This is a genomic window from Cupriavidus sp. OTU4054 (assembly GCF_038440175.1).
Taxonomy (GTDB): domain Bacteria; phylum Pseudomonadota; class Gammaproteobacteria; order Burkholderiales; family Burkholderiaceae; genus Cupriavidus; species Cupriavidus pauculus_D.
In genome coordinates this window covers 348,558-360,709 of the sequence record NZ_JASATF010000003.1, presented here as the reverse complement: position 1 = coordinate 360,709, position 12,152 = coordinate 348,558, and the positions used below count along the sequence as shown (strand labels likewise).

Below are 12,152 nucleotides of genomic sequence, written 5' to 3'. Positions count from 1 at the left end.
TGTCGGGGCCGGCGTCGGGGCCGGTGTCGGGGCCGGTGTCGGGACCGGGCCTGGGGCCGGGGCGGGCGTGCCGGCGCACGCGCCGAGGTCTTCCCATACGCCCCATGGCCCGGACTGCGCGGGATTGTCCCCCTGCGTCCACCACTTGTTCCGATAGTTACGCCCGTTGTAGGTCACGCGCGACCCGGGCTCCGCATACGCCTGCCCCGCGGCCCACGCCGCAAAGCACCCGCCCGCCGGGGCCGGGGACGGACTCGGGGCCGGAGCCGGGGCCGGGGCCGGGGACGGGGCCGGGGCCGGAGCTGGGACCGGGGACGGAGCTGGGGCCGGAGCTGGGACCGGGGACGGAGCTGGGACCGGGGACGGGGTCGGACTCGGGGTCGGACTCGGGGTCGGACTCGGGGTCGGACTCGGGGACGGACTCGGGGACGGGGACGGGGACGGGGACGGGGTGGGCGTGGGCGTGGGCGCGGGCGTGGGCGTGGGCGCGGGCGTGGGCGTGGGTGCCGGTGAAGGCGCTGGCGACGGCGCGGGCGTCGGCGTGCCCGCCGCCCCGATATCCCGCCATAACGTCGGCGACGCCGCCGGATTCCACCCCGCCCCCACAAACGCCGTATGCGCCTGCAGCGCCTGATACATCCGCCCGTTGTACGTGACCTGCGCCCCCGGCGCATACGTCGCCCCCTCGCGCCATGCCTCCTGCGCGAACGCCGTCCCCGTGGCGAGCACCAGCGCCGCGCTCAGCAGCGGCAGGGTCCTGTGATGGAATGCCATGACCGTCCTCCTTCCTTTGCCGCGCGCGCAACCCTCAGCGCCGCATCATGCTGCCGCTCGGGTAATGCACGAACTTCCACTCGCTGTAGTGCTTCTGCAGAGAGAAACTCGCGTACTCGTCGGGAAACCCGTCCTGCTTGAGCGGCGTGCCCGGCGCGTTGCTGTACACGCCGTACAACTCGCCCGCGGGCCCGCGTACCACCTGCCAGTCGCCGTTCCCCTCGGCCATCGGATCCCGATATCGCGCGCGCAGAAACCGCCGCGCGAACGACGTGCGAGGATCGGCCAGCAGATCGTCGAACTCCCGCGGATACGCACCGCTCGCATCCGCCGCCACGTAACCGCGAATCGCCACGTGAATCGCATGGCCGTTGCGCAGCAACTCCTCCTCGCGCGTCCGTTGCGCGAGCGTGCTCCACATCTCCCCCACGCGCGCGAGCCAGATCCCCATGAGCGCCACGCACATCAGCGCCCAGATAATCCCGAACCCGCGCGCCCGCCTACCACGAGCCATAGTCCGTCCCATCTTTCCCCTTCCCGCTCGCGCCACTGCGCACGTCGTACACCCCGGGCTTGCCATCGGGCGCGGGCACCGTCTTCCACGTCGCACGGCTCTGCGTCACCGTATCGAGCGGAATCTCGCGCAGATAACGCTTCTGCACGAGCTCGTCGAGCGAGCCCGGATACCGCCCCTCGTCCGCGCGAAACCGGTCGATCGAATCGCGCATCGCGGTCAGGTTCTCGCGCAGCACGGTGTCGCGCGCCTTGTCCGTCTGCCCGAAGTAACGCGGCACGACGAGCGTCAGCAACGTGGCCAGAATCGCCAGGACCACCAGCAGCTCGATCAGCGTGAAGGCCCTGCGGGCCGCGTCGGAAACACGCATGGCCGTCACCACTGCCGGTAAGGAATGCCGTTGAGCCCGACATCGGCCGACTGCGAATACACGTCGTAGACATCCACGCCCTCGCGCGGGGCATCGGCCGGACTCGCATAGCTGCGGCGGCCCCACGTCTTCGCATCCGCGGTGCTCGGGCAATCGCACATCGGGTCACGCGGAATGCGACGCAGGAAATAGATGCGCGCCTTGGTCGGGCTGGTCTTGTCCGGCACGCCCTCCACGAGCGTTTCGAGCGTCGCCGGATAACCGCTGTCGCCAATCGTGCGATCGATCTTGCCGGCCTCCGCGGCCGCCTTGTACGCATCGATCGCATCGCGCATCTTCCACAGCATGCGCTTGAGCTCCTCCTCCTTCGTGCGCTGTGCCGCCACCTGCGTCAACGGCAGCGCGACGGAAGCAAGCATCGCGACGATCGCGAGCGTCACCAGCATCTCGACCAGCGTGAAGCCGCGCGCGGGATATCGAATGTATCGCACGGTGACGCTCCTACTGCCCCGGCGGCCGCGGCGCGGCTTGCGCTGGCGCCATCGGTGGCGGCGCCGATGGCGGCGCGGCCGGCGGCGCCGAACCCGCGGGTCCACCCAGACGCGGCGGCATGCGGATATCGCCCGAAATGATGTCGCGCTCGGTCGTGATGCGCCCTTCCGTGCCCGAGTCGAACGTGACGATATTGCCGGCGGGAATCTCCTGATGACGCACTACGCGCGGCGTCAGCAGCAGGATGAGCTCGGTCTGCCGCTCTTCGTTGGTCCGCGTGCCGAAGACGCGATCGAGGAGCGGAATGCGGCTCAGTCCCGGCAGCCCCTGCCCGGCGTTGCGCTCATTGCGCTGGAGCAGTCCCGCGAGCACCTGCGTCTGGTTGTTCCGCACGCTCATCACGGTCTCCGCCGTGCGCGTGCCGATCTGATAGACGATCAGCCCGCTGCTCGTGGTGATCGTATCGGTGACGTTCGACACCTCGAGCCGCATCTTCACCTGCACCTCGCTGCTGCCGACGATCACGGGGGCCACTTCGAGCGTCAGGCCCACGTCCTGGTAGTTCACGCTCTCCGAACTGAAGTTGCTCGACAGCGTGGTCGTCACCACGGGCAGGCGATCGCCGATCAGCACCTTGGCCTTCTCGCGATTGCGCACGCGGATGCGCGGCGAGGCCAGTGTCTTGGTCTTGCCCTGGCTTTGCAGGATATCCAGCGCCACCGACGGCGCGCCGAGCCGCACGAGGATGTCGCTGCTGTTCATATGACGAAGCTGGTCGAGCGTCAGCACGCCCGGCACGCGGGCCGTCGGATCGTTGGCGTCGGGCAGCGGCTGCGCGGTAAAGTCGATGCGGCCCGGGTACAGGATGCCGAGCTGCAGCAGGTCCGATGCCGTGACCTCGAGGATCTGCGCCTCGATCACGACCTCGGCGGGCACCACGTCGAGCGCGGCCACCAGCCGCTCGGCCACCTTGATCGCCTCGGCGGTGTCGCGCATGACGATCGCGTTGGTGCGCTCGTCGAGGATCAGGTCCTTCGACTTGACCATCTGCTTGAGCATGGCCAGCACCTGCGGCGCCTGCGCGTTCTGCAGGTAGAACGTACGCACCACGAGGTCGCGGTATTCGGCCTCCTTGTCCTGGCGCTTCGGATAGACCAGCAGCGAATTGCCGCTCACGATCTTGCTGGCGAGCTGGTTGGCCTGCAGCACGAGCGTGAGCACCTGCCGCACCGGCGTGTTGCTCGCGAAGATCGTGGTCGGCGTGGTGGCCACCACCTCGCGATCGAACGTGAAGTTCAGGCCCGTGATGTTGGAGACGAGCTCGAAGATGCTGATCAGCGGCTGGTCGCGAAACTGCACGGTAATCGGCTGGCTCAGGTCCCGCGACAGCTGCGGACCGAGGTCCTGTCCCTTGGGCGCGGTAAGTTCGCTGCGCAACCGCGACGCGCGCGCATTGCCGGGCTGTTTGGCCAGCACGTCGGCGACGATGGCCAGCGCTTCCTCGGGGCGCTCTCCGCGCACCGCTTCCGCATGCGCGACGGCCATGTCGATCGGCGCCTGCCGGTTGATCCATTCGATCATCGACGACGGGTTGTCGTCGCCGGGCGCGGCCTGCTGCGCGCGCTGCGCGAAGGCGCGCGCCTGCGCGGCGTCGCCCGCCTCGTAGGCCACCACCGCGCGCGACAGATAGTCGTCCATGACCTGACGCCGCCGCTGATAGTAGCGGCTGCGAATATCCAGATCGTCCGGATACTGCGCGGACGTCTGGGCAAGCACCTGCAGGGCCTCGTCGGGCGGCAGCCCGGCGAGCTTCGCGTCGAGTTCGTGGTACCGCATGTCCGCGGCGCAGGAGCCGAGCAGCAGCAGCACCAGCGTGCGCGCCGTAACCATGCCGAGCCGTGTCATTTGCCGCCTCCCAGTGGTATCGACTGCCGCCGCTTCATCGGCAGATAGGTCAGCTGGACCTCGTCCCGCGTGACATGCTCGACGCGGTAGGCGCCCAGCAACGTACTGCCCGCGCGCAGGAAACCCTTGTTCTGGCACGCGGCGCAGACCCGAAATTCCTGCGCGCCCGCCGTGAGCACCACATAGACGTCCCCGCGCGGGTCCAGCCATAACGTACGCACGAGAAACGGCAGCGGCGGCGGGTCCTTCGGCGGTGGCGGGGGCGGCGGTGGAGGCGGCGGTGGCGGGGGCGGCGGCATCCACGACTGGCTCGGGAACAGATCGATCACGCCGGGCTCCCCACCCATCGTCCCCGCCCCACCCGGCTGGGCGGCGACGGGAATACTGGCAAGCCCGAGCAGCACGGCCACGGGCCACGAACCGCCTCTCACGGCGATACCTCCACCAGGAACGAGCATTTGATGCGAACATCCAGCTGCGTCTTGTCGATACCCGTGCGCGAGAGGGTCACGCGCTCGATGCGCACGCCGCGCAGCAGCCGCAGATCCGAGACGAACATGCGGATTGGCAGATACGCACCCGTGAAGGTGCCCTCCACGAGGTAGCGCCGCAGCGACGCCTCGTCCTCGGCCACGGTCTGATACGTGACCTGCGGCACCGACAGGCCGTGCTTGCCCGCGATCGCATGAAAGCTGTGCAGGAACACCGAGAAGCGCTGGTCGGCGGTCATCGTCCTGCCGGCCACGTCGGGGTCCGGCGTCGGCGCATGCGCAAGCTTGGCCTCGCGCGCCGCGAGTTCCTCCGCGCGACGCGCGAGGTCGGCGCGCATCGGCAGGATCTCGAGCGCGGCCACGCCCGCCGCCACCGCCATCAGCAGCAGCGCGAGCCAGCCGAACGTGCCGAAGCGCCATCGCGCGCGGCGGAGTTCCCATATCCATCGCGTCACGGCGCCCCCTCGTCAGCTGGCGCGGGCATGCCGCGATATGGCCGCCAGATGACCTGCAGCGCGGTCTCGACCGATTTGATGGGCGGCCCCGGTTTCTCGACCTGCCGCTTGACCGTCATGCGCTCGGTGTTCGGCTGCGACTCGAGCCAGTCCGCGAACGACAGCGCTTCCTGCGCGCTCCGGGTTTCGAACACGAGGTTGATCTCGCGCGTGGCCGTGGCCACTTCCACCGACAGCAGCGCGATATTGGGCCGCCAGCCGCGTTCGATCAGGTGCCGCGCGGGCTCGGTCGCGTAGCGCTGCAAGGCCATGAGTTCCTGCGCGCGCGGATTCTCGAGATTCTTGTGCGCCTTGCTGATGGCCTGCCGCTGGCGTTCCTGCGCGGCAATGGCATCGTCGCGCGCATCGAGCGCGCGCCCCTGCTCCTGCAATACCGCCAGATACTGCAGCGCGCCCACCAGCATGGCGATGCCCAACCCGATCGCCATCAGGCCCGGGCCCGGCGGCGGACGATTGCCCTGGCGGAAGTCGATGGCCGCGGTCTTCATAGCGGGATATCCCATGGCGCCGGCAGCCACTGGGTGAGCCCGGCCGCGCCGGCCACCGCAACGTCCTCACGCCGGCCGGGGCGTCCCCGCCGGTCGCGGCCCTCGGCCCGCACCGAGCCGATCACGTACGTGCGCTCGGGCTCGGGCACCGCGCACAGCATCGTCGCATCGCGCATGGCCTCGCCGATATCGCCGGCCACCGGCAGCGTGACGAAGGCGGTCCACTGACCCTGCGCGCGGAACCCGCAGTGCGCGATCGCGCCATCCGCATCGATATCCTCGAGCTCCACCACGGCGATGCGTCCATCCTCGATGCGCGCCGCGCAGTCCGTGCACGCGCGCACATACCCGGGCTCGATCGCGGCGACACGCAGCTTGCGCGCGCTGCACAGCCGTTCGATTCCCGCGCACAGCGCCTCCGGCATCGCCGCGGCCAGGCGTGACTGGCCCCATGCCGCGTCGGGCACGACAAAGCGCCATCCGGCCGGATTGCCGAAGCCGCCGCGCGCGAACTGCATCCGCGCCTGCGCGATCCATTCGGCGGGGGTCGGCAACGGTCGCCATGCCAGCGGGAAATAACAGACGAACGGCGCGCCGACGATCACGCCCAGCCTGTGCAGGCCGGGCTTCGCGGGTTTCGGCGCCAGTGCCTCGAGTACCGCGAGCGCCGCCGCCACGTCGCCACTGCTCGCGAGCGGTATTGCCTGCCCACCCGTGCCCGATGCGCCGAGCGCGCAGCCACGCTCGCCATCGAGCCAGATCTCCACGCTGCTGTGCCAGGCCAGCGCCCGGTGCGCACGGCCACGCGCCATGAACGACTTCGCGAGCCTCTCGCGCCAGCGGCGCCCGGACGATGCGGCACGATCCATCACGGACCGCGACTGGTTGAGCCACTGCGGCATGATTCCCCTCCTCGCGCGCCTACGGGCGCGCGGCTTCGACCACCGTCACGCGGTTGACTTCGGCGAGCGTGGTCCTGCCGTCCGCGACCGCGCGCATCGCGACCTGCCGGATCGGGATAAAGCCGTTGTCGCGCGCCACCTGCTTGAGTTCGCCCACGGGACGGCGCTCGACGAAGCATTGCTTGATGGCATCGTTGAAGCGCAACACCTCGGCGATGGGCTGCCGGCCCAGATAGCCGGTCCTGCGGCACGCATCGCACCCCGCGCCTCGACGGAATCGCCAGCCGGCCACATCCGCGCGCGTCAGGCACGACGCGGCGAGCAGCGCATCGTCGGGCGGCGCATCGTCGATCGCGCAATGCGGACAGATCCTGCGCATGAGCCGCTGCGCCACCGCGCCGAGCATCGCCTCGACGAAGCTATGGATATCGACGTCCATATGCAGAAAGCGATCGAGCACCGCGAACACGTTGTTCGCGTGCACCGAGGTCAGCACGAGGTGCCCCGTCAGCGCGGCCTGCACGGCGATGCCGGCCGTTTCGCCGTCGCGAATCTCCCCGACGAGGATCTTGTCGGGGTCGTGCCGCAGGATCGAACGCAGGCCGCGCGCGAACGTCAGGCCCTTCTTGTCGTTGATCGGAATCTGCAGCACGCCCGCCAGTTCGTACTCGACCGGGTCCTCGATCGTGATGATCTTCTCTTCGCCGGTGTTGATCTCGGTCAGCGTGGCGTAGAGCGTGGTGGACTTGCCGGAACCCGTGGGCCCCGTCACGAGGATCAGCCCGTACGGCTCATGTGCGATCGCACGGATGGCCGCGACGATATCGTCCTCGTGCCCGATCGCGTCGAGCCGCATCGGCGCCGCCTCCTTGCCGCCGCGCTGCTTGTCCAGCACGCGCAGCACGGCATCTTCGCCATGGACGGACGGCATGATCGAGACACGGAAATCGATCTCGCGATGATTGATGCGCGCCTTGAACCGCCCGTCCTGCGGCACGCGCCGCTCGCCGATATCGAGTTCCGACATGACCTTGAGGCGCGACAGCACCTGCTCGGCCACCTCCGCGCCGTTCGCGCGGCCCGTCGTCTGCAGCACGCCGTCGATGCGGTACTTGATCACGAGCCCGCCGGCCACGCTCTCGATATGGATGTCCGACGCACGGTACTTGAGCGCGTCGTAGAGCGAGGAGTTCACGAGGCGGACGACCGGATGCACGTCGGCCGCCAGCGTCGCGAGCGTGATCTCGACCCCGGCCTCGCCCACGCGGATGTCCTCGAGTCCGCCGCTGACCGGATCGAGCGTGGGGTGAGCCGCCTCGTGCATGGCCAGGAACGTCGATAGCTCCGTGGGCACGCAGAATGCGAACGTGAAGCGCGCGCGCAGCCGCTGCAGGGCCCATGCGCGATGTTCCGGCAGGAACGGATTGGCGAGAATCAGCAGCAGCGGGCCCTCGCCGCCGGGCGTGGCCGCCTCGCGCGCCAGCAGGCAATCGTGAGCCATGGCTTCGGCAAACGGCAGGAGGTCGAAACACGGTGTCAGCGTGTCGAGCGTCTCCGCATCGATGCCGCGCAGGCCGCATGCGTCATGCACGCGGCGCAGATACTCGGCGGCATCCTTGTCGGATTCCTCCCAGAGGCGTGCCTGCATCGACCGGGGGTCGGCGACCGTCGCGGGCTGGCCATGATCGGTTGCCATGTTTCACCCCACGCTGCCCGCGAGCTGGAAGATCGGCATGTAGAGCAGGAAGATGACCGTCCCCACGATGCCGCCGACCACGAGCATCAGCACCGGTTCGAACACGCGCATCAGCGTATCGATCGCGCGGTCGAGTTCCTCGTCGCAGAACTCCGCCGAGCGCGTCACCATCTTCGGCAGTTCGCCGCTCTGCTCGCCCACGCGGATCAGCCGCTCGGCCACCGGCGTGGTCAGCCCGGCCGCCGGCAGCGCGGCGGACAGCGACTTGCCCGCGTGCACGTCGTCGAGCGCGCGCGCGAGCGAGGGTTGCATGGTCGCGGGCAGCAGTTGCGCCGACATCTCCATCGATGCCACCACGGGCATGCCGCCGGACAGTAGCAGGCCCATCGTGCGATAGAAGCGCGTGAGCGCGAACAGGTGCTGGTACTGCGCCAGCTTCGGCAGGCGCGTCATCATGCCCATGAGCCATGCCCGGGCACGCTGCGTGCGCAATGCCATGACCATGCCGGCCAGGCTCGCGACCATCGCCAGCAGCAACACCATGCCATGCGCGTGCACGAGCCGGCCCCACCACAGCATGACGCGCGCGGAGGCCGGAATGTCCTTCATCGACTCGTAGACGCTGCTGAACTTCGGGACCACGTAGAACGCGAGAAACAGGATGATGATGGTGCCCGAGGCGATCACGATCATCGGATAGACCATCGACGACACCACCTTCTTGCGCACGACCGCGAGCCGCGCGTCGTAGTGGTGGTAGCGCTTGAGCGCCTCCGACAGGGCACCCGTGCGCTCGGCGGACGCCACCGTCGCGACGTACAGCGCGGGGAATTGATCGGGCTGCTGCTCGAGCGCCTTCGACAGCGGCAGGCCCTCGTACAGCGCGCCCACGATGCGCGTCAGCACGGCGCGGTTGATCCCTTCGCCGGCCTTGTCGCGCAGGGTCTCCACCGTTTCCACGAGGCTCAGTCCGGCATCGAGCAGTGCGATGAGTTCCTGCGTGAACAACGCGCTGTCGAACACCGGCTTGCGGAACGCGAATGCCGCGCCGCGGCGCTTCTCAGGCAGGATCTCCACCAGTTCCATTCCCATGGCCTCCACCGTGCTCCGCAACTGCGCTTCGTCTTCCGCCTCGATCTCGAGCGTCTGCTCGCCGGCGTCCGACCTGCCCCGTATCCGATATTGCATGCCGGTCCCTGCTACTTGCTGACCACGTCCTGATCCTCGCCGGTGCCGCCTGGCTTCCCGTCGCCGCCGAGCGTCAGCAAGTCGTAGTCCTTGCCGCCGTCGCCGGGGCTGCGGTACACGTAGGGCCTGCCCCACGGGTCGGCCGGCATCTCGCTGCTCATGTACGGCCCATCCCAGCCCGTGACGTTGCCCTGATTGGTCATCAGCGACTGCAGCCCGGCCTCCGTGCTCGGGAAGCGTCCGGTATCGAGCCGGTACCGGTCGAGCGCGTTGGCGATCGACTTCATCTGCGATGCCGCGGTCTTCGTCTTTGCTTTTCCCACCTCGCCGAACAGGCGCGGCCCCACATAGCCGGCCAGCAGCGCGATGATGAGCAGCACTACCAGCAGTTCCAGCAGCGTGAAGCCGCGGCGGTGCCCTGTGTCCCGCCACCGGCGGGATCTCGCGCGCAGATGTCCTCGCATATGCCCTCGCCTATTGACTGTTGACCTCGCCCAGCACCTTCGTGATCTCGGCGTCGGCGGTGTCGCCATCGAGCTCCCACGTGAACACGCCGCGCAGGTTGTGCTGCTTGACGTAGTTCACTTTCACGCGCGCGGTGGTTGGCGTGTCGTACGACCAGAACGTGGTGCCATCGAACTTCCACGACTGCTTGGTCACCGGATGTTCGTGGACCGTGCCCGGCTTGTTGACGAGAATCTTGTAATCCTCGATGCCGGCCTCGTACGTGCCTGGCGCGGGCCGGGTGGCGGGCTGATAGAGCCCGTCGCCCTTCGGTCCCGGCGAGACGCCGGTCCAGCCGCGTCCGTAGAGCGGCACGCCCACGACGATCTTCGAAGCGGGCACACCGGCGGCGAGCAGGCCATTGACCGAAGCATCGACGTTGTAGGTCTTGCCGACCGCGGTCTTCGCATTCGGGCTGTCGGGGTCTACGTACAGGTTCGACTGGAAGTCCGTCGGCCCCGTCGCTTCCCAGCCGCCGTGGTAGTCGTAGGACATGATGTTGATCCAGTCGAGCGACTTGCTGTATTCGCCGGGCTCGGTATTGGCGATCTTGTCGCCGCCCGAGCCGATGGCCACCGTCAGCAGCAAGCGCTTGCCCGACTGCGCGCCGGCCGCGTCCAGTTGCCGGCGGAATTCGGCGAGCAGCAGCGTGAAGTTCTTCTTGTCGTTGGGATCGACGATGTTGTACGGCTGGCCGCCGCCGCCCGGAAACTCCCAGTCGATGTCGATGCCATCGAACACGCCCGCGCCCACCCCGTCGCCGCCGGCATTGCCGCCCGCGTCGAACGGCAGGTTGCCCTTGATGTAGACGTTGATGCAGGACGAGACCAGCTGCTTGCGCAGGGCGTCGGTCGAGGCGGCGCGGCCGAACCACTTGGACCACGTCCAGCCGCCGATCGAGATCATGACCTTGAGGTTCGGATACTTCTTCTTGAGCTGCAGCAGCTGGTTGAAGTTGCCCTTGAGCGGGCCGGCCTTGCCATTGCGCGGGTCGTCCCAGGCGAAGCCCCATGCGTCGGACGTACCGTCCACCGATTCCGCGCTCGTGAAGCCCTTCTGGTAATCGGCCCAGCCGTCGCCGCCGGTGCCCGCCTCCGGGTTGTTCGGATCGGTCGCGCCGGGTTCGGCCTTGGTGATGATGTCGCATTCGTAGCCGCCGTTCTTTGCGTAGACGTTGCCGAAGGCGTAGTTGATGAACGTGAGATGGCGCGCGGCGCCTGACGTGTCGACGTTCTTGAGCTTGTAGTTGCGGCCGTAGATGCCCCACTGGGCAAAATACCCACCGACCTCGCGCCCGCCCGATGGCGCCGGGCTGGGCGCCGGGCTGGGCGCTGGGCTAGGCGCCGGGCTAGGCGCCGGGCTAGGCGTCGGTGCAGGCGCAGGTGTCGGGGCCGGTGTCGGGGCCGGTGTCGGGGCCGGTGTCGGGGCCGGGCTCGGGGCTGGCGTTGGGGCCGGGGCCGGGGCCGGACCCGGCGTAGGCACCGGTGCCGGGCTCGGCGCGGGCGCGCCCGAGCAGGCGCCAAGATCTTCCCATACCCCCCACGTCCCGGACTGCGCGGGATTGTCCCCCTGCGTCCACCACTTGTTCCGATAGTTACGCCCGTTGTAGGTCACGCGCGTCCCGGCTTCCGCATACGCCTGCCCCGCGGCCCACGGCGCAAAGCACCCGCCAGCCGGAGCCGGAGCCGGCGAAGGGCTCGGCGTGGGTGCCGGAGCTGGCGTCGGCGAAGGTGAAGGCGACGGCGAAGGCGAAGGCGCAGGGGAAGGCGCCGGCGAAGGCGCCCCCGCCGGCCCAAGATCCCGCCACAACGTCGGCGAAGCCGCCGGATTCCACCCCGCGCCCGCAAACGCCGTATGCGCCTGCATCGCTTCATAGAGACGCCCGTTGTAAGTGACGCGCGTGCCCGTCGCATACGTGGCACCTTCCTGCCAGGCCTGCTGCGCAAAGGCCACACCGGCCATCATCGCGAATACCGCAGGCAACATTGAGCGTTTCATGACGCGCCCCCTTCTTCTGATTATGACGGCTACGAATTCCGCTTTTTTATAAAAAATCTTTAAAATAAAAACACGTTAAATCATCCCTCTGCAGCCACAGAAACGCTCTATTCAAGCCGAAAAGACCGCCCATATGAGCCGTAAAATCAGCATAGCCGCCCGCATGCGTTGCGCAAGTGTTTAAACATGAACCATCGATTAATTTAATCCCGATATAATCAATTCAATGACGATTCAAAAGATGCGCAGACAGGCGATCCAAAAAGTCGGCCCGATCGCCACCTTGACATTTCGTACAGCCTTGTACAAACTGTA

At 68.2% G+C, this 12,152-nt stretch carries 13 protein-coding genes; all 13 read right to left on the bottom strand.

Going from position 1 to position 12,152, the window contains the following annotated elements; all coding sequences use genetic code 11:
* Positions 1-774, bottom strand: a 774-nt coding sequence (locus AAHB16_RS06480) for a carbohydrate-binding protein (RefSeq protein ID WP_342050389.1), incomplete at its 3' end; no start/stop codon positions are given.
* A 34-nt stretch (positions 775-808) separates the two neighbouring features.
* Positions 809-1,288, bottom strand: coding sequence for a type II secretion system protein (locus AAHB16_RS06475; protein WP_342050388.1), 480 nt, complete (start codon positions 1,286-1,288; stop codon positions 809-811).
* Positions 1,275-1,658 (bottom strand): prepilin-type N-terminal cleavage/methylation domain-containing protein, encoded by a 384-nt coding sequence (locus tag AAHB16_RS06470; RefSeq protein ID WP_150376965.1) that lies wholly within the window; start codon positions 1,656-1,658, stop codon positions 1,275-1,277. Before AAHB16_RS06470 ends, AAHB16_RS06475 begins: the two co-directional genes overlap by 14 nt.
* A 5-nt stretch (positions 1,659-1,663) precedes the next feature.
* Positions 1,664-2,149 carry a type II secretion system protein gene (locus tag AAHB16_RS06465; protein WP_263364805.1) on the bottom strand — a complete coding sequence of 162 codons (486 nt, stop codon included), beginning with the start codon at positions 2,147-2,149 and terminating at the stop codon, positions 1,664-1,666.
* A gap of 10 nt (positions 2,150-2,159) precedes the next feature.
* The gene (locus tag AAHB16_RS06460) at positions 2,160-4,055 is read right to left on the bottom strand and encodes a secretin N-terminal domain-containing protein (protein ID WP_150376964.1); all 1,896 of its coding nucleotides are present in this window, start codon (positions 4,053-4,055) and stop codon (positions 2,160-2,162) included.
* The gene (locus tag AAHB16_RS06455) at positions 4,052-4,486 is read right to left on the bottom strand and encodes a hypothetical protein (RefSeq protein WP_150376963.1); all 435 of its coding nucleotides are present in this window, start codon (positions 4,484-4,486) and stop codon (positions 4,052-4,054) included. Before AAHB16_RS06455 ends, AAHB16_RS06460 begins: the two co-directional genes overlap by 4 nt.
* Positions 4,483-5,001, bottom strand: coding sequence for a hypothetical protein (locus tag AAHB16_RS06450; protein WP_150376962.1), 519 nt, complete (start codon positions 4,999-5,001; stop codon positions 4,483-4,485). The genes AAHB16_RS06455 and AAHB16_RS06450 overlap by 4 nt, the downstream gene beginning before the upstream one ends.
* The gene (locus tag AAHB16_RS06445; protein ID WP_150376961.1) at positions 4,998-5,549 is read right to left on the bottom strand and encodes a hypothetical protein; all 552 of its coding nucleotides are present in this window, start codon (positions 5,547-5,549) and stop codon (positions 4,998-5,000) included. The genes AAHB16_RS06450 and AAHB16_RS06445 overlap by 4 nt, the downstream gene beginning before the upstream one ends.
* On the bottom strand, positions 5,546-6,451 hold the full coding sequence (locus tag AAHB16_RS06440; protein ID WP_150376960.1) for a hypothetical protein: 906 nt from the start codon (positions 6,449-6,451) through the stop codon (positions 5,546-5,548). Before AAHB16_RS06440 ends, AAHB16_RS06445 begins: the two co-directional genes overlap by 4 nt.
* 19 nt (positions 6,452-6,470) lie before the next feature.
* On the bottom strand, positions 6,471-8,147 hold the full coding sequence (locus AAHB16_RS06435; RefSeq protein ID WP_150376959.1) for a GspE/PulE family protein: 1,677 nt from the start codon (positions 8,145-8,147) through the stop codon (positions 6,471-6,473).
* Between the two features lie 3 nt (positions 8,148-8,150).
* Positions 8,151-9,335: a type II secretion system F family protein gene (locus AAHB16_RS06430; RefSeq protein ID WP_342050387.1), complete on the bottom strand. Its 1,185-nt coding sequence runs from the start codon at positions 9,333-9,335 to the stop codon at positions 8,151-8,153.
* Between the two features lie 11 nt (positions 9,336-9,346).
* Entirely contained in the window at positions 9,347-9,799 is a 453-nt protein-coding gene (gene gspG, locus AAHB16_RS06425) for a type II secretion system major pseudopilin GspG (RefSeq protein WP_150376957.1), read from the bottom strand.
* Between the two features lie 10 nt (positions 9,800-9,809).
* Positions 9,810-11,837 (bottom strand): glycosyl hydrolase family 18 protein, encoded by a 2,028-nt coding sequence (locus tag AAHB16_RS06420; protein WP_342050386.1) that lies wholly within the window; start codon positions 11,835-11,837, stop codon positions 9,810-9,812.
* Positions 11,838-12,152 lie beyond the last annotated feature (315 nt).